At 66.5% G+C, this 17,649-nt stretch carries 16 protein-coding genes and 1 rRNA gene; 16 read left to right on the top strand and 1 reads right to left on the bottom strand.

The features are described 5' to 3' along the window. The 4 genes from rrf to E1H16_RS17715 all read left to right on the top strand — a co-directional run. Positions 1 to 75, top strand: a 5S ribosomal RNA gene (gene rrf, locus E1H16_RS19080); the annotation flags it as partial. A 502-nt stretch (positions 76 to 577) separates the two neighbouring features. Further along, positions 578 to 1,417, top strand: a complete 840-nt coding sequence (locus tag E1H16_RS17725; protein WP_134325255.1) for a hypothetical protein — start codon at positions 578 to 580, stop codon at positions 1,415 to 1,417. Continuing rightward, complete coding sequence (locus tag E1H16_RS17720; protein ID WP_134325254.1) at positions 1,363 to 2,085, top strand: tetratricopeptide repeat protein; 723 nt, start codon at positions 1,363 to 1,365, stop codon at positions 2,083 to 2,085. Before E1H16_RS17725 ends, E1H16_RS17720 begins: the two co-directional genes overlap by 55 nt. After that, on the top strand, positions 2,082 to 3,110 hold the full coding sequence (locus E1H16_RS17715; RefSeq protein WP_134325253.1) for an HAD-IIA family hydrolase: 1,029 nt from the start codon (positions 2,082 to 2,084) through the stop codon (positions 3,108 to 3,110). The genes E1H16_RS17720 and E1H16_RS17715 overlap by 4 nt, the downstream gene beginning before the upstream one ends. A gap of 4 nt (positions 3,111 to 3,114) precedes the next feature. Here E1H16_RS17715 and E1H16_RS17710 read toward each other — a convergent pair whose 3' ends face one another. Then, a complete protein-coding gene (locus E1H16_RS17710) occupies positions 3,115 to 3,444 on the bottom strand; it encodes an SCP2 sterol-binding domain-containing protein (RefSeq protein ID WP_134325252.1) in 330 nt (109 codons plus the stop codon). Positions 3,445 to 3,502: 58 nt separating this feature from the next. Between E1H16_RS17710 and E1H16_RS17705 the strand changes: the two genes are divergently transcribed. The 12 genes from E1H16_RS17705 to E1H16_RS17650 all read left to right on the top strand — a co-directional run bounded on the left by E1H16_RS17705 (position 3,503) and on the right by E1H16_RS17650 (position 17,604). Continuing rightward, positions 3,503 to 3,772: a hypothetical protein gene (locus E1H16_RS17705; protein ID WP_134325251.1), complete on the top strand. Its 270-nt coding sequence runs from the start codon at positions 3,503 to 3,505 to the stop codon at positions 3,770 to 3,772. Then, positions 3,769 to 4,578, top strand: a complete 810-nt coding sequence (locus E1H16_RS17700) for a TlyA family RNA methyltransferase (RefSeq protein ID WP_134325250.1) — start codon at positions 3,769 to 3,771, stop codon at positions 4,576 to 4,578. The genes E1H16_RS17705 and E1H16_RS17700 overlap by 4 nt, the downstream gene beginning before the upstream one ends. A 33-nt stretch (positions 4,579 to 4,611) precedes the next feature. Then, positions 4,612 to 5,520 (top strand): NAD kinase, encoded by a 909-nt coding sequence (locus E1H16_RS17695; protein ID WP_134325249.1) that lies wholly within the window; start codon positions 4,612 to 4,614, stop codon positions 5,518 to 5,520. A 27-nt stretch (positions 5,521 to 5,547) separates the two neighbouring features. Beyond that, positions 5,548 to 7,293, top strand: a complete 1,746-nt coding sequence (recN, locus tag E1H16_RS17690; protein WP_134325248.1) for a DNA repair protein RecN — start codon at positions 5,548 to 5,550, stop codon at positions 7,291 to 7,293. A 39-nt stretch (positions 7,294 to 7,332) separates the two neighbouring features. Continuing rightward, positions 7,333 to 8,517: a putative cytokinetic ring protein SteA gene (steA, locus tag E1H16_RS17685; protein ID WP_134325247.1), complete on the top strand. Its 1,185-nt coding sequence runs from the start codon at positions 7,333 to 7,335 to the stop codon at positions 8,515 to 8,517. After that, positions 8,514 to 9,443: a copper transporter gene (locus tag E1H16_RS17680; RefSeq protein WP_134325246.1), complete on the top strand. Its 930-nt coding sequence runs from the start codon at positions 8,514 to 8,516 to the stop codon at positions 9,441 to 9,443. Before steA ends, E1H16_RS17680 begins: the two co-directional genes overlap by 4 nt. A gap of 6 nt (positions 9,444 to 9,449) precedes the next feature. Beyond that, complete coding sequence (locus tag E1H16_RS17675; protein WP_134325245.1) at positions 9,450 to 10,268, top strand: hypothetical protein; 819 nt, start codon at positions 9,450 to 9,452, stop codon at positions 10,266 to 10,268. Next, complete coding sequence (gene murJ, locus E1H16_RS17670; protein WP_134325244.1) at positions 10,265 to 11,905, top strand: murein biosynthesis integral membrane protein MurJ; 1,641 nt, start codon at positions 10,265 to 10,267, stop codon at positions 11,903 to 11,905. Before E1H16_RS17675 ends, murJ begins: the two co-directional genes overlap by 4 nt. Further along, a complete protein-coding gene (locus E1H16_RS17665; protein ID WP_134325243.1) occupies positions 11,902 to 13,023 on the top strand; it encodes a glycosyltransferase family 4 protein in 1,122 nt (373 codons plus the stop codon). Before murJ ends, E1H16_RS17665 begins: the two co-directional genes overlap by 4 nt. Continuing rightward, complete coding sequence (locus E1H16_RS17660; RefSeq protein WP_134325242.1) at positions 13,020 to 15,203, top strand: hypothetical protein; 2,184 nt, start codon at positions 13,020 to 13,022, stop codon at positions 15,201 to 15,203. The genes E1H16_RS17665 and E1H16_RS17660 overlap by 4 nt, the downstream gene beginning before the upstream one ends. Positions 15,204 to 15,313: 110 nt before the next feature. Further along, positions 15,314 to 16,987: a CTP synthase gene (locus E1H16_RS17655; RefSeq protein WP_134325241.1), complete on the top strand. Its 1,674-nt coding sequence runs from the start codon at positions 15,314 to 15,316 to the stop codon at positions 16,985 to 16,987. Continuing rightward, a complete protein-coding gene (locus E1H16_RS17650; protein ID WP_134325240.1) occupies positions 16,987 to 17,604 on the top strand; it encodes an NUDIX domain-containing protein in 618 nt (205 codons plus the stop codon). Before E1H16_RS17655 ends, E1H16_RS17650 begins: the two co-directional genes overlap by 1 nt. Positions 17,605 to 17,649 lie beyond the last annotated feature (45 nt).

Genomic DNA, 17,649 nt, shown 5'->3' with positions numbered 1-17,649 from the left:
AACCCGGAAGCTAAGCCTTACAGCGCCGATGGTACTGCACTCGCGAGGGTGTGGGAGAGTAGGACGCCGCCGAACAATCATTCAGCAGTATCCCGGTAGGGGGCCACCACGCGTGGCCCCCTACCGGCATTTCTAGGTATCTTGACACGACACCGGCGTACGGTGCGTTCGTCATCAATTAGAGAGTGGAGCTTCGGCGTGGATCGCGACGAGGAGAAGGACCACCGGGAGAACCGGGACAACCGGCGCGCCAGTGGTGGTCACGCAGATGGCCGAGGCCCTGAGCGCCGTAATGGCCCAGCGCGCGGCTATCAGAATCGCGATAGGTCTGAGCGCGGAGCACGGATGTCGGGCGACGGTGCGCGAGGCGGCCGGCCAGTTCAAGGTGGTGCCGCTCGGGGCGGGCCCGGTTTCGCAGATCGCCGTGGTTCTGGTGATCGCTCCGCGCCGCGCGCGCGGCGGGACGACTGGCAGCCGCGCGGCCGCAGCGATGATGGCCGCGCTCGTGGTGACGCACGAGGCCGCTCCGGTAGCGACGCACGAGGCCGCTCTGGTGGCGACTCGCGAGGCCGTTCTGGTGGCGACGATCGTGGCAGGGATCGTTTTGAGCCTCGGCGGGATAACCGACGTTTCGAGGACCGCGGCGGTCGCGGCCGGTTTGATGACCGGCGTGACGGCGGTCGCGCCGGTGGTCCTCGTCGAGACGACCGCCGCCATGACGGCCGAGGTCGTGATGACCGGTATGCCGGTGACCGCGGTTTTGACAATCGTGGCGGCGAGCGACGTCGGCTTGATGACCGTGGTGGCGACCGCGGTTTCGACAATCGGGGCGGTGAGCGCCGCCGCTTCGATGACCGTGGTGATCGGCGTCGCTTTGACGACCGCAGCGCTAACGACCACCGCTCCGACAGCCGACGTTTTGACGATCGCCGCAGCGAGGGCCGGCGAAGTGATGATCGGCGGTCCGAGGGTGGTCGCCCAGAGCGCGCCAACGGGAATGACCGCCGGTATGACGACCGTCGCGCTGCAGGCTCTCCGGATCGACGCTCCGGAGATCGTCGTTTCGAGGACCGCCGCCCGGGTGGTTTCGACGACCGCCGTCCGGCAGGGAACCGTTCGGGCGACTCCCGTCGTGACGACCGTCGCTCGAGCGGGCCGCGTCACGACGGTGGGCCACGACGTGACGGTGGGCCACGACGTGACGGTGCCCGGCGCCAGGACCGCGGGCAGCGCTTTGAGAGCTCGGCGCGCAGCGGGTCCGGGCGCGATGCGTGGGAGCGGCGTTCGGAGCGCGCATCGGGGCAAAACGGTCCTCGCCGCGAGGACCGTTTTGAGCGTCGTGATCGCCCGATGGCGCCACCGGTGCCTGATGGCATCCAGCCGAACATGCTCGAGCGCTCTGTCCTACGCGACCTGAATACGCTCGGTCCGAAGGCGGACACCATCGCCGTACACCTCGTTGCGGCGGGCAGCCTGGTCGATGAGGATCCGCAGCGTGCGCTGGCGCACGTACGGTATGCCCGCGATCAGGCGCCCCGTATCGCCGCTGTGCGAGAGGCAGCAGGCATCGTGGCATACCAAGCAGGTGAGTGGGCCGAAGCAGCCCGCGATCTGCGCGCCTGCCGCCGAATCACCGGTGAATCGACCCATTTGCCGATCATCGCCGACTGCGAACGCGCGTTGGGCCGTGCCGACCGAGCGATTGAACTTGCGACATCGCCGGAGGCCAGCGGACTGCCCCGCCCAATTCAGGCCGAGTTGGTGATTGTGCATTCCGGTGCGCGTCGCGACCTGGGCGAGGTCGATGGAGCACTGCTGCTACTCGAGCGTTTCGGACTGGACAGGGCTCAGCTGCGTCCGTGGAGCTTGCGACTTTGGTACGCGTACGCCGACACCCTCGTGGACGCCGGCCGCGTCGATGAAGCACGGGAGTGGTTCGCCGCCGCCGCGAAGGTGGATCACGATGGGCTCACTGACGCCGCTGAGCGGATCGAAGCATTGAACTCTCCCGATGGCGCTCACGCTGACGACGAGCCGGACGACGACCAGCCGGACGACGACGAGCCGGGTGAGGACGAGCGGTGACGAGCAACAACCTCCCACTGTGTGAGTCCTACGACGTAGGCCTGTTCGATCTCGACGGTGTCGTCTACGCGGGCAGTGCCCGCGTTCCGCACGCGGCGGCGTCGATCGAGGCGGCCACGCAGCGCGGAATGCGCGCTGCGTACGTCACCAACAACGCGTCACGTACTCCCCAGGACGTCGCTGACAAACTCAACGAGGTCGGCGTCACGGCACACGTTGACGACATCATCACCTCGGCGCAGGTCGCGGCCGACGTGCTCGCAGAACGACTGCCGGCGGGTGCCGCGGTGCTCGTGGTCGGTGATCGCGGGTTGCGTGAAGCAGTAACCTCCGCGGGCTTACTCCTCGTCGCTACCGCCGAGGACAAGCCCGCCGCCGTGGTGCAGGGTTTCAGTACCCAGACGGGTTGGGAACAGTTGGCCGAGGCCACGATTGCGGTGCGCGCCGGCGCACTCTGGGTCGCCTCCAACCTGGACAGCACCCTGCCCACCGATCGCGGCGTGTTGCCGGGTAACGGTGCGTTTGTGGCTATGCTCGCTGACGTCCTTCAGACAGAGCCCGACGTTGTCGCCGGGAAGCCGGCGCGGACGATGCACCGCGCTTCGGTGGCTCGCACCGGCGCGCAACGTCCGCTGGTCATCGGCGATCGTCTCGACACCGATATCGCAGGAGCGGCGGCGTCCGACTGCGCGAGTCTGTACGTGATGACGGGTATCAGTAGACCCGCCGAGGTCGTGGCGGCACCGACGCTGCATCGCCCGACCTACGTGGCCAGTGACCTCCGTGGGCTGCTGCAACCAGGACGCTCGATCTCTGCCGCCCAAGCCAGTGGGCGAAGCGGCCGTTGGATCGCCGATCAGGCCGGTATCCGCTGCGATGGGCCGGCGGGCGCGGACGACGCGGCTGACCTGCTCGCGCTGATCTGTGCACTGGCCTGGTCCGACCGCGCGCACACACCACTGGACGACAACAGCCAGGTTGCGTACGCAGCGCTCGGCCTTGGGCGCACTGCAACAGGTCTTTAGGGAACTACTTCAGTAGCTTGCGCAGTTTCATCAGGTCACCCATGGACGCCTGAATCTTCAGTCGTCCGGTGGCCATCGCCTTCATCGCGTTCAGTTCGCCGCTGCACATCTGAACCAGGTCATCCGAGGACAGCGTGAGCTTGAGGTCGGCGGCGGGATCAGCCGCTTCCTCGATATCGGTGAAACCACCGTTCTCGATCCTGCCCTTCAGGATCACTCCCAGGTCGGTGATATTCGCGGTCAGGGAGCGATCGAAGTCCAGTTCGGTGCCCGACTCAGCGATGTCTTTGGTGAGTTCGGTGAGTGCCGCGCGGCACTCCTGCAGGGTAGCCATGAGGGAATTGAGGTCCTTCGTTCGTCACGTCTGGGGCGCCGACAAGCATAATCGAGGGATGGAATCTCACGAGGCTCCCGACGTGGCGCGCCCCGATACCCCCGACGTCGACGAAGCGAAGCCGACACCCGGGCTCGATGAACCGATCCCCGACGTTGCCGAGCAGCGCGCGGCAATCAGTGACGATCCGGCCATCGCCGAGCACCTGCGTGCCGTCGTACAGCTGCTGGATGACCTGGCCGAACGCCCGGTGAACGAACACGCCGAAGCCTACGACGCCGTCCACCGCGACCTCAGAGCGATGCTTGACGATATCGACGCTCGATGAGCGATACCGTGCGTGAACCTCGACGCGCGGACGCCGTACTCGTCGAACGAGAGCTGGCCCGCTCGCGCCAACTGGCCTCCGAGGCGATCCGTGCCGGTCGGGTGTCCTGTAACGGACACCGCATCAGCAAGCCATCACACCGCGTCGCGGACGACGATGAACTCACCATCGACCCATTGCCCGGCGAGCATTACGTCTCGCGCGGCGCGCATAAGCTCGTCGGTGCGCTCGATGCCCTGCGCCTAGACGTTCGCGGGCTGCGCTGTATCGACCTGGGGGCGTCAACCGGCGGGTTCACCCAGGTGCTGCTGGAGCGCGGAGCGCAGCAGGTGACCGCGATCGACGTCGGCACGGACCAACTAGCCGCCTCGTTGCGCGCTGACCCGCGCGTACGAGTGCTGGAGAACACCCACCTAGGGCGCGATGATCTCGGCGCCATCGACCCCGCAGCATTCGTCGTCGCCGACTTGTCCTTCATCTCGTTACGGCACGTGATGGCCCCGATGACAGCGCTGGTCGCCGAGGGCGGTGTGCTGCTACCGATGGTGAAACCGCAATTCGAGGTGGGTCGCGGCAAACTGGGCCGCGGCGGTGTCGTTGCTGACCGGGCGCTGCACCGCCAGGTGGTGCAGGAGACCGTGCACGCCGCGGCCGCGCACGGATTCGGTGCGCAACACATCACCCGTAGCGCCCTGCCGGGTCCCGCGGGCAACATCGAGTTTTTCGTGCAGCTGCGACGCGGCGTGCCGGCCGGTGACTTCGATGTGCTCTGGGCGCAGTGCGCCGAGTCCGACATGTCAAACTGAAAGCTTCGCGCGAACGGATATGAAGGGGAAACAGTGAGCGAACGCGAGATCGTTCTGGTCACGCACACCGGCCGACGCGACATCATCGAGTTGGCCCGCGGGGTGGTGCAGCGGCTGCATTCGGCGGGCGTGCGAGTCAGTGTTCCCCAGGTCGAAGCCGACGAACTCCGCTTCGACGGAGTGTGTGCGCTGCCGGAACCTAGCCCCGACCCCACGCACCCGACGCAGCAGCGGGCACCCGAACTGGTGATGGTGCTCGGCGGCGACGGCACGTTCCTGCGAGCGGCTGAATACGCCCGCCCCTACGGGTCGCCGATGATGGGTGTCAACCTCGGTCACGTCGGCTTCCTCGCCGAGACCGAGCCGGACATGCTGCATGAGGTGCTCGGCCGTCTCTTGGATCGCGACTACACCGTGCAGGAGCGAATGACGCTCGATGTCGACGTGATCGATCCCGACGATGAGACCAACGTCCAGCACACCTGGGCACTGAACGAGGCGTCGCTGGAACGCACCCATCGGGAGCGCATCCTGGAGGTCGACATCCGCGTCGATGACCACCCATTGACCAGCTTCGGCTGCGACGGCGTGCTGTGCTCGACCCCGACCGGGAGCACCGCGTACGCGTTCAGCGCCGGCGGTCCGCTGATGTGGCCAGACGTCGAGGCGATGCTCGTCGTACCGAACGCCGCACACGCGCTGTTCGCACGCCCGCTGGTGGTGTCGCCGCGTTCGGTGGTGCGGATGGACCTGTCAACACGAGGACCCAGCGCCGTGCTCGCGGCCGACGGTAGGCGACTGCTGGCGGTATCGGCGGGACACAGCGTCATCGTCCGGCAAGGCGCCGCCCCAATCCGCGTCGCGCGCCTGAACGTGGGCGGCTTCGCCGACAAGCTGGTCGCTAAGTTCCACTTGCCGACGGCTGGCTTCCGGGACCTGTGAGCCGGGCCCGCGGGTAGGTTTAGGCGCGTGCTGGAAGAAGTCCGTATCCGCAACCTCGGCGTCATCACCGACGCGACCCTGCCGCTGGGGCCCGGTCTGACTGTGGTCACCGGCGAAACCGGGGCCGGTAAGACGATGGTTGTCGCCGGCCTCACCCTGCTGTTCGGCGCCCGCTCCGATTCCAGTCAGATCAGCCGCGGCGCCGAGTCTGCCGACGTCGAGGGCTCGTTGATCATCGACCCGGACGGTCCGGCCGCCGAACGTTGCCGCGATGCGGGCGGCTCGCTGGAGGACGACCGCCTGATACTCAGTCGCACCGTCAGCGCCCAAGGGCGCTCACGCGCAAGCGCCGGTGGACGATCGGTGCCGGTCGGCGTACTCGCCGATATCGGTGAACGCGAACTGACGGTGCACGGACAGGCGAGCCAGTTGCGGTTGGCGCGCGGTGGCCAACAGCGCGAGGTCCTGGATCGGTTCGGCGGCGCCGCGCACGCGAAATTGTTACAGGCCTACCTCGAGGCGTACGTCGACTGGCAACAGCTCGTCCGACGGCTGAGCGAACTGCGCCGCGATGACTCGGCGCGCCGCCAGGAAATCGCGATGCTGCGACTGGGCCTGGAACAGATCGAACGTGCTGACGTCCGCGAGGGCGAAGACGAGGAGATCGACACCGAGGTACGACGGCTCTCCAACGCCGACGCGCTGCGGCAGTCCACGGCCGCAGCGCTCGCCGCGATCGGCGGTGAGGGTGAACTCAGCGAGAGCGCCGGTGCCGACATGCAGCTGGCCAGCGCCGTACGCGCGCTCGCCGACGCCGATGACCAGCAGTTACGGGAGTTGGCTGAGCGCCTGCGCAGCGTGGGCGTCGAATTAGCCGACATCACCGCCGAACTCTCCGGGTTCGCCGCCACGCTGCACGATGATCCGCAACGGCTGTCCGACCTGATGACCCGCAAGGCCGAGCTCAGAGAACTCGTGCGCAACTACTCGTCGAGTGCCGACCTCGCCGGCGTACTGGCCTGGTCCCGAGAGGCCGGCGAGCGGCTGATCGACATCGACACCTCCAGTGAGCGACTAGAGCGCCTGGAGGCCGAACGGATAGCCGCGCAGGAGGCGGCGCGCTCTGCCGCCGCCGCGTTGAGCGATTCCCGCCGCGCGCTGGCCAAGCGTCTGGCAAAGGCGGTGAACGCGGAACTGGCCTCGCTCGCGCTCGGCGCTTCCCGCATCCTGATCGATGTGTCAGCACGGCCGCTGTCGACGGACGTTCCCGAACTTGATGGTGCGGGCGCCACCGAAAGCGGATGCGATCGCGTGCGGATCCTGCTGGCCCACGGCAGCGCCGACGAAGGCCGACCGATCGACAAGAGCGCCTCGGGCGGAGAACTGTCGCGGATCATGCTCGCGATCGAGGTCGTGCTCGCCGGTACCGATCCGATCGGCACTATGGTCTTCGACGAAGTCGACGCAGGCGTCGGCGGCGAGGCGGCCATCGAGATCGGTCGCCGGCTCGCCGTCCTCTCCACGACCCATCAGGTCATCGTGGTCACCCACCTGCCGCAGGTCGCGGCCTACGCCGACCGGCACGTGAAGATCACCAAACGCTCCGAGGGCGCGGTCGTGGCCAGCGGTATCGAATTGCTCGAACAACAGCAGCGCCTCGACGAACTCACCAGAATGCTCGCCGGACTCAGCGACAGCGCTTCAGGGCGCGCGCACGCGGCCGAACTCTTGGGCGCTGCAGATCACGATAAGAAGCGCCGCACCCGCCAGTAAATCCCTCGGTTGGCGCGGGGCAAGTGAAACACTGGGCCCATGAAGATCGCCACCATACGCAAGGGTCGACCCCAGCCGGCCGACTCCAACGCCGAAGGTGTGGCCCGGCTTGATCGACGTACGAAGAACCTGACCAAACGGCTGCGGCCCGGTGAGGTCGCGATCATCGACCATGTCGACATCGACCGCGTGAGCGCTGACGCGCTGGTTGCGTGTCAGGTCGCCGCCGTAGTCAACGCCTCGCCCAGTATTTCGGGTCGCTATCCCAACCTTGGGCCAGGCATCCTGGTGGATGCTGGCATTCCGTTGCTGGACAACATCGGCAAGCAGGTCTTCAACGACCTCAAGGAAGGCACCCGGGTCCGCATCGACGGCGACAAGTTGTACGTCGGCGAGAACGAAGTAGCTTCCGGGTTCCGCTACGACGACGACAGCATCACCACGGCCATGTCCGAGGCTCGCGAGGGACTTTCGACCCAACTCGAAGCGTTCGCCGCGAACACCATGGAGTACATGAAGCGGGAGCGCTCGCTGCTGCTGGACGGCATCGGCGTACCCGAGGTACGCACCGATTTCGCCGGCCGACACGTCCTGGTGGTGGTCCGTGGCTACGACTACAAGGAAGACCTCAAACACCTGCGGTCGTACATCCGCGAGTACAAACCCGTGCTGGTCGGCGTGGACGGCGGCGCCGACGCGCTGCTGGAAATGAAACTGCAGCCCGACATGATCATCGGGGATATGGACTCGGTATCCGACCACGTGCTCAAGTGCGGAGCCGAGGTCGTGGTGCACGCGTACGCCGACGGGCGCGCGCCCGGGCTGCAGCGGGTCCAGGACCTGGGTGTGGAAGCGGTGACGTTTCCTGCCGCCGCGACCAGCGAGGACATCGCGATGCTGCTGGCCGACGAAAAAGGCGCCGACCTGATCGTTGCCGTGGGCACGCACGCCACCCTGATCGAATTCCTGGACAAGGGCCGCGGCGGTATGGCCTCGACCTTCCTCACCCGCCTGCGCGTCGGCGGCAAACTCGTCGACGCCAAAGGCGTCAGTCGCCTCTACCGCAGCCGCATCTCGACCGGATCCCTGGTCGGGATCGTGATTGCCGCACTCATCGCGATCGCGGTAGCGATCGCCATCTCCGAGGCAGGGCAGACCTACCTCGAACTGCTCATCGACAAATGGCAGAGTTTCGTCTTCTGGTTTAAGGACCTCTTCTCGTGATCGATTTCAAGTACCACGTTGTCTCGCTGATCTCGGTGTTCCTGGCGATCGCGCTGGGCATCATCATCGGCACGACAGCGCTGAACGGCGGGATCGTCAGCAACCTGCAATCCAACGTCAAGACGCTGGGCGATGAGAAGCGCGCCCTGGAAGACCGGGTCACCGACCTGAACACCGCGGTCCAGCAGAACAGCGACTTCGCCACCGGTGTCTCCGAACCGCTGGTCGCCGACGTCCTGGCGGATGAAACCTTCATCGCGATCACCGTCGGCGACTCGGTCACCGCGGAAATGCGCGACCCGATCATCTCGATGATCCAGAAGGCCGGAGCGACCAACACCGGCGCCATCTCGCTGACGGACACGTTCGGGGACCCGGAGCACGCCGATGAACTGCTGAAGTTCGCCTCCGACGATCCGCCGGCGGGCATCACGCTGCCGGAATCGAACAACGCAGGTGATGTTCTCGGTGCCCTACTCGCAGCTGTGCTGGTCTCATCCGAGTCCGGCGGCTCCGCGGCCGGTGAGGTGACCTCGGTGCTGTCCGGGCTAGGTAGCCTCGGCGTACTGAAACTCGATTCGACCGATATCCAGCCCGCCTCCAACTTCGTGATCATCACCAGTGGTCAGCCCAGCAGCGATGTCGGCACCCGCAACGACATGGCGCTCGGACTGGCGATGCAACTCGACAAGGCTGGCGCTTCGGTAGTGATCGCGGGGGACGAGTCCTCGGTGACCGGCGGCGGCCTGATCACAGCAGCTCGTGAGGACGCCGCGGTCGCGTCGGCGATTTCGACCATTGATAACGCCAATTACGGCTCCGGGCAGGTCAACGTCGTGTGGGCGCTGGCGGCCGAGGCCGAGCAGAAGACCGGGGCGTACGGCACGGCGCCGGATACCGATCCGCTCGCGCCAGCACCGAACTAGTCCGCCATGGGCCAGAGGATTCGGAAGGCGTCGCTGATCGCGGCAGGGGCCGTTGCCTCCCGCGCGACGTACGACGCGCTGGAGCGGCTGCAGCCGGGATCGGTGCAGTGGTGGACGCGCACCAATCATCGCGGTGAGCAGGTCAGTCTGCTGTCCGGGCCGGCGCTGGCTGCCTCGGCCGCCGTGACCGCGGCCGTCGGTGCTCCGAAGAACCTGCGATCGGCGGCAGCGGGCGTGAGCGTCCTTGGCGGGGCGCTCGGCGTGTACGACGATATCGTCGGCCACCGCGCGGACCAGAAGAACGCCAAGGGACTGCGTGGACATCTCGGCGCGTTACGTGAGGGGCGAGTGACCTCCGGACTGGTGAAACTCGTCGGCGTGGCCACCGGTGGTGTCGTGGCCGCCGGCGCGGTGACACGCGGTCCGGTTGATCGCATCGTCGCCGGTGGTGTCATCGCCGGCACGGCGAACTTGTTCAACCTGCTGGATCTGCGGCCCGGCCGTGCGTTGAAGGCCGCTCTCGGGCTCGGTGCCGCGACTCTCGGCGGCAACGCCGGGACGCTCATCGCCGGTCCTATCGGCGCGAGCGCCGGACTATTGCCCGATGACCTGAACGAACGCACGATGCTCGGTGATGGTGGCGCCAACGCGATCGGCGCGGTTCTTGGTTTGCGCCTGGCTGCCGCCGGTGGGCCGTGGACGAGAGCCGGAACGCTGGCGGTGCTAGCCGCGCTCACCCTCGCCAGTGAGAAGGTCAGTTTCACGCGGGTGATCGAGTCGACTCCCGTGCTTCGAGAGGTGGACGCGCTCGGGCGTCGTCAATGACCTCCCCGCGTCGCGCGGCCGCGACCGTGGCGAAAGCTGCCGCGCTGATCGCGGTGTTGACCGTGCTCGCCCGGCTGGTTGGCTTCGCCCGCAACATCGTCTTCTCCAACACCGTTGGTCAGACCTGCCTCGGCCAGACCTATCAGACCGCGAACACCATCCCCAACATCGTGTTCGAGATCGTCGCCGGCGGCGCGCTCGCCGCGGTAGTCGTCCCGCTCATCTCGACGTACGTCGCCAAGGGCGACGACGAAAATGCATCCCGTACCGCCTCGGCATTGCTGAGCTGGACTATCGCTGTACTGGTGCCGCTGGCGATCGTCCTGGCGCTCCTCGCGCGACCGCTGACGGTTGCGATACTGGGCGCGGCGCCATGCGATGAGGCTGTCGATGCGGGCGCGACAATGCTGCGGATCTTCGCCCCGCAGATCCCGCTGTACGGAATCGGGATCGTGCTGACCGGCGTACTGCAGGCGTACAAGCGGTTCGGCGGCCCGGCCCTCGCGCCGCTGCTGTCGTCGCTCGTCGTCATTGGTGCGTATGTGACGTATGCCGTCGTCGCCGGCGTCGGCACCGACTTGCAGGACGCCAGCGACGGCGAGCAATTGATCCTCTCGCTGGGTACGACGCTCGGCGTGGTGGCGCTGTCGCTGAGTTTGCTGGTTCCGTTGCGCCGTACGCCGGTACGACTACGGCCTGGGTTCCGATTTCCGCCGGGTCAGGCGCGCCGCGCCGGCGCCATGGTTGCCGGGGGTATCGCCGGCCTCCTCGCGCAACAACTGTTCATCGCCGTGACTCTCGTGCTGGCGAACCAGCCCGGGGTGCCGCGCGGCGCGATCAACGTATTCATGTACGCGCAGACCATCTACTTCCTGCCGTGGGCAGTGCTCGCGGTACCGATTGCCACCTCCGTGTTCCCCCGACTGTCCGAAGCGGTCAGCACCGGCGCGGTATCGGTCTACCGCCGACTGCTGCACGGCACGCACATTTCGATTACCGCGCTGTCCGCGATCGCAACCGCGGCGCTGATCGCTGCCGCACGAGAGATCGCGGTGGTGTTCGTCAGCCGATCGCCGGGCGAACCGTCCGTGGACGCGTTGATGCACGGCATCATCGCCTTCAGCGTCGGGTTGGTGGGGTACGGCGCGTTCGCCCTGCATTCGCGAGCGTTGTTCGCGATGCACAAGGCACGCCTGAATGCCATCGCGGCGGGCCTCGGATGGGGTATCGCGATCGCCGGCGCCTTCGTGCTGTCGGAGGTCATGGATGCCCAGGACCGAGTGGCGGCGCTGAGTTGGGCCAACGCTGCGGGGGCGAGCGTGTTGGGCGCCGTACTGGTCGTGATGACGGCGCGGGTGAGTGGGCAGAATCCGCTGGCGCCACTGGCATCGTTGCTGACCGCCGCGGCTGTCGGCGCCGGGGTCGGTTTCGCGGTGCGTAGTATCACCGTGCTGGAGGCACTGCAGGTTGATGCCTCGACGGCAATAATGGCTGCACTGGGTATCGGTCTGCTCCGGGGGGCCATTGCGGCGGCGATTACCGCGCTGGTGCTGTGGGTGATACCGGGGTTGGGATTGCGCCAAGCGGTGGGCGAGTTTCGCCGACGCCGCGCGACGAACGACGAGGAGATGACGTGAGCACACCGCTGAGCAGGCGCACGATCACTCAGGTGCTGGCGACGTCCACCGGCGGTGTCGGCGTACATGTACGGTCCATCGCCGCCGACCTTGTCAGCGCCGGGGCGGACCTACGGATCGTCGGGCCGCAGGCCACCGAAGACCTGTTCGGATTCACCGCCGAAGGCGCGCAGTTCGCGGCCGTGGAGATCGCCAATGGGCCCGACCCACGTAAGGATGCTCGCGCGGTGCGTCGACTGCGTGCGGCCACCAGCGACGCCGACCTGATTCATGCACACGGGTTGCGCGCGGCGACCGTGGCAGCCGCCGCGAACCTGGGGCGGCGTACGCCGTTGGTCGTCACGTTGCACAACGCCGTCGATGTGCAGTCACCAGCGCTGCGGCGGGTGTACGCCGGACTCGAGCGGTTCGTCGCCCGCAGCGCGGATGTGGTGATCGGTGCGTCGCAAGATCTCGCCGATCGCGCCCGTGAGTGCGGCGCCAAGTACGTGCTGTTCCGCGAGGTTGCTGCGCCGCCCGCGCTACCCGCGCAACGCACCGCAGCACAGGTACGCGAGGAACTACGCCTACCGGCCGAGGCCCCGGTGCTGCTGTGCGTGGGTCGGCTGCATCCGCAGAAGGGGTACGACACGCTGATTGCCGCGGCCGGCGCGTGGCAGGACCATCCGCTGCGACCCGAGGTCATCATCGCCGGTGACGGACCGCTGGAGAGCGAGCTACGCCGCGATATCGACGCGGCCAGCCTGCGGATCCGGCTGCTGGGGCGTCGCTCCGATGTAGCGGACCTCCTGGAAGCCGCTGATCTGGTCCTGATGCCGTCGGTGTGGGAGGCCCGCTCGCTGGTCGCTCAGGAAGCGATGCGTGCCGGAGTGGCGCTGATCTGCACGACGACCGGCGGGATGGGTGAGTTGGTGGGCGACGCGGCCCGGACCATTGACGTAGGTGATTCGGCCGGACTCGCGCAAGCGGTGCTGGATCTGCTGGAGGACCCGCAGAAACGCGCTGACCTCGCGGAGGCAGGCCGTCGCCGAGCTGCTGACTTCCCGACACAACGCGACACGGCGCTGGCATTGATCGAGATCTACCGTGAGCTCCTTGGCCAAGGAACGCCCGGGTGACGGCCGGCCGGAAACCGGCGCTCGTCGCGTTCTTCGTGATCGGAATTGTCGCGACGCTGCTCGCCGGCCTGCGTACCGCCATCACGCCCGACTACACGGCGCCGTCATCCGCGGAAAAAGTAGTCGTCATCGGCGTACCGTCCCTGGATTGGGACGTGTTGACACCGGAAGCCATGCCGCACCTGTGGCAGAGTGCCGAATCCGGCGCGGTGGGCATGCTCACCACACGCTCCGCCCGCTCGGTCACCTGCCCGTGGGACGGCTGGGTGACGCTGGGATCTGGGAACCGAGCGCGGTATCCGGCGCCGCTTCCGGAGGATGAGTTACCGCCCGAGCCGGCCGACCCGCTGCCCGGCGAGCCGGAACCCACGGCGAGTGAAACCCCCGAACCGACCACGCCGGAGGAACAGCGACAAGAAGAGGCGACCGAGGGCTGCCTGGGTCAACGCGGCGTCGTACCGACGGTCGGCGGGCAGCAGATCGGTCCCGCCGTCGTCGAGAATCGGGACAATGTGCGTTTTGGTGCCGAACCCGGCGCGCTGGGGGAGGCGGTGAGTTGCTCGACGGTCGTCGGTGGCTCGCCGGTCCTGGCCGTGGGTGCCGAAGACGCCGACGTGCGGACCAGCCCGAGTGGCTCCAGCCCGCAGGAATGGTCGAGTATCGTCGCGGACTGTCCGCTCACCCTGGTCGCCACCAGTCACGCGCTGGATAGATCCGTGGCCGAACTGCAGGCGCTCGATTCGGCGATCAAAGACATCGTCGAAGGAGCACGCCAGCAGGGTGCGACGGTCATCATCGCCGGCACTTCGGAGGCTGAATACAAGCGTGCTGGTCTGACGACGCTGATCATGCTCGATCCCGCGCTCGATCAGCAGGTGCTGAGTTCGCCGAGTACCGGCCGTGAGCCGTTCAGCCAACTGATCGATATCGCGCCCACCGTGCTGTCGATCTTGGGCGAGGATCAGCCGGCCAGTATGACCGGGCGGATCATTCATGGCGAAGACCGCTCCGATAACCTCACCGATCTCGTTGCGGACTTCCAAGAGGCCGACATCGCCGCCTCAGCACACATCTCTGTCGCTGGAATCGTCTTCGCCGTGTTCGCCTGGGTCGCGGCCCTCGCAGTCGTGCTCATGGCGATCCTGCTGCACCGCGGCCGCTCGCCGACGCGCTCAACCCGCGCGCTCGGTACGGCGGTGGGCGCGATCCCTGTCGCCACCCTGGTGGCGAACGTCTTTCCGTGGTGGAGCACCGGGCGTCCTATCGTCGCGGTTACCTTAGCGATCGCGGCGAGTTGGGTGATCGTGACGCTGATCGCGCAGTGCGGACCATGGCGCCGATATCGATCTGGTCCGCTGATCGCGGTAGCCGCAATGAGTTTCGGCGTGCTTGCCGTCGATGTGCTGACCGGCTCGCACCTACAGCTCAACAGCCCGTTCGGCTATAACGCGATCGTCGCCGGCCGTTTCACCGGATTCGGCAACATGACGTTCGCTGTCTTCGGCGTCGGCGGTTTGGTCCTGATCGCCCTCGCGTGCACCTGGGCTGAATCTCGCGCGATGCGGACGGCGGTCGTCGCCGTCGGCGGGTTGGCGCTGGTCGTGCTGGACGGGTTCCCCGGCCGCGACTTCGGCGGCGTCGTGGCCCTCGTGCCGTCGTTGCTGTTGATGTGGCTGATCGTGACCGGCGTACGACTGTCGAAACTGAAACTGGCGATTGTGTTCGGTGCCGGGGTGCTGGCGGTGTTGGCCGTTGCGCTCGTGGATTTCCTGCGTCCGCCGGAATCCCGCACGCACCTAGGAAATTTCATCGGTCAGTTGATGGACGGCACCGCCGGCACCATCATCGTGCGCAAGCTCGAGGCGAACTGGAACATTTTGACTGGCAGCGTGCTGACAGTTCTGGCGTTCGTGCTGGTCGCCGTGGTCGTGTGGCAATGGGTGCAGTCCTCCTCGCCGGGTCGGCTGTATCTGGAGCAGCGGGCGCCGTACGCCACCGCGGCGGCGATCGCGATTCTCTCGATGACGATTCTCGGATTCGCCGTCAACGACTCCGGTATCGCGGTGACCGCAATCGGTTTGGGGATCGTCGTGCCACCGCTGCTGGGAATCATCGGTGGAAGCGCCACACAGTCGCGATCGGCACACTCATCAGACCTTCGGCAGACCCAGTCGACCTGATAAGGTGAAATCCCGTAGGTCGTTGGCCTGCGGGATTTCCTTTTGAGCCATTTCGGTCATCGGGAGCGCCGCGGAGTCGACGTTGACATCGTCCTTCAGGAGCGTCGTTGATGGTTGGTTCTCCCCGCAAGACCAGGCACGTCTTTGTCACCGGCGGCGTCGTGTCGTCGCTCGGTAAGGGCCTGACGGCCAGCAGCCTCGGGGCACTGCTGAAGGCTCGGGGTCTGCGGGTCACCATGCAGAAGCTCGACCCGTATCTGAATGTCGATCCGGGCACGATGAACCCCTTCCAGCATGGCGAGGTTTTCGTGACTGAGGATGGTGCCGAAACCGATCTGGACATCGGTCACTACGAACGGTTCCTGGACGTCAACCTCAGCGGATTCGCCAACGTCACCACCGGTCAGGTCTACTCGAACGTGATCGCCAAGGAGCGTCGCGGTGAGTACCTCGGCGACACGGTCCAGGTAATTCCGCACATCACAAATGAAATCAAGGATCGGATGATCGGCATGGCCGACAGCGATCCGGATGGTGAATTCATCGATGTGGTGATCACCGAGATCGGCGGTACCGTCGGCGATATCGAATCGCTACCGTTCCTGGAGGCCGCACGTCAGGTTCGCCACGAGGTCGGCCGGGACAATTGTTTCTTCCTGCACGTGTCGCTCGTGCCGTACCTCGCGCCGTCCGGCGAGCTGAAAACCAAACCGACGCAGCATTCGGTAGCCGAACTGCGCAGTATCGGTATTCAGCCCGATGCGATCGTGTGCCGTTCCGATCGCGACCTGCCGGACTCGCTCAAGCACAAGATCGGTTTGATGTGCGACGTCGAGGACGAGGCGGTCATCGCGACCGCTGATGCGCCATCGATTTACGACATCCCCAAGGTATTGCACCGCGAAGGTCTGGACGCGTACGTCGTCCGTCGCCTCGGTCTACCGTTCCGCGATGTTGACTGGACCGTGTGGGGTGACCTGCTCGAGCGGGTGCACAACCCGAAGGAATCGGTCACGATCGCGTTGGTCGGTAAGTACATCGACTTGCCCGATGCGTACCTGTCGATCAGCGAGGCGCTGCGTGCCGGGGGATTCGCGCACCGCGCGAAGGTCACGATCCGTTGGGTCCCCTCGGACAGCTGTGAGCAGGACGCGGGCGCGTCGAAGGAGCTCGCTGGTGTTGATGGCGTGCTCATCCCCGGCGGCTTCGGGATCCGCGGTATTGAAGGAAAACTCGGCGCGATCAAGTACGCGCGGACCAACGGGATTCCGCTGCTGGGGATCTGCCTCGGTCTGCAATGCATGGTGATCGAAGCTGCCCGCAATCTCGCCGGCCTCGACGCCGCGAACTCGGCCGAGTTCGACGAGGCTATCGAATACCCGGTGATCGCGACGATGAGCGATCAGCAGGACGTGGTCTCAGGTGAACGCGATATGGGCGGCACCATGCGACTCGGGTCGTACGAGGCGCACTTGCGCGAAGGATCGATCGTTGCCGCGGCGTACGGCGAACGTGTCGTGCACGAGCGGCACCGGCACCGGTACGAAGTCAACAACGAGTTCCGCGCGCAGATCGAGGCCGCCGGCCTGCAGTTCACCGGTACCTCGCCGGACGGTCGGTTGGTCGAGTTCTGCGAGCTTCCCGGCGATGTACACCCGTTCTTCGTCGGCACCCAGGCGCACCCGGAGTTGAAGTCTCGTCCGACGAAGGCGCATCCGCTGTTTGCCGAGTTCATCGGCGCGGCGCTGAGTTACATGGACTCGGCCAAACTGCCGGTCACCTGATGGCGAGCATTCTCGGTGGTCGCGACGCCGTCGGATACTCGGTCACGAAGTCGGAGCGTATCTACGACGGTCCAATCTTCACGCTGCGTCGTGATGCCGTCGAGTTCCCGGACGGGTCGAGCGCGACTCGCGACGTCGTCTCGCATGATGGGGCGGTGGCGATCGTGCCGATCGACGCCGATGGGCGGGTCGTGCTCATCGAGCAGTACCGGCATTCGGTCGCGCAGATGCTGTGGGAGGTGCCGGCCGGACTGCTCGACGTAGCAGGGGAGCATGCCCTTGATGCGGCTAAGCGCGAACTGGCGGAGGAAGTCGGTCTGCGCGCTACCTCATGGCACACACTGATCGATCTGGTCAGCGCGCCGGGATTCTGTGATGAGCGAGTCCGGGTGTTCCTGGCGCGCGAGTTGTCCGAGGCGCCGCGTCCGGACGGTTTCGTTCTCGAACACGAGGAGGCGCAGGTCGCCGTACACCGGGTGCCACTAGCGGACGCCGTCGCGGCCGTGCACGCCGGGGAGGTCGTCAATTCCCTCGCCGTCGGTGCCTTACTGGCGGCCGAGCGGGCGCTGCGCGAAGAAAATGTGCTGCGCGCCGCCGACATACCGTGGCCGGCCTGAACTGAGCGTGGCGCACCGCTGATGGTCGGTGCAATGCTGATGGGC

Origin of the sequence: Cumulibacter soli, assembly GCF_004382795.1 — a bacterium.
GTDB lineage: Bacteria > Actinomycetota > Actinomycetes > Mycobacteriales > Antricoccaceae > Cumulibacter > Cumulibacter soli.
Note: the sequence above shows the minus strand (reverse complement) of the source record. Positions and strands in the feature narration are given on the sequence as shown.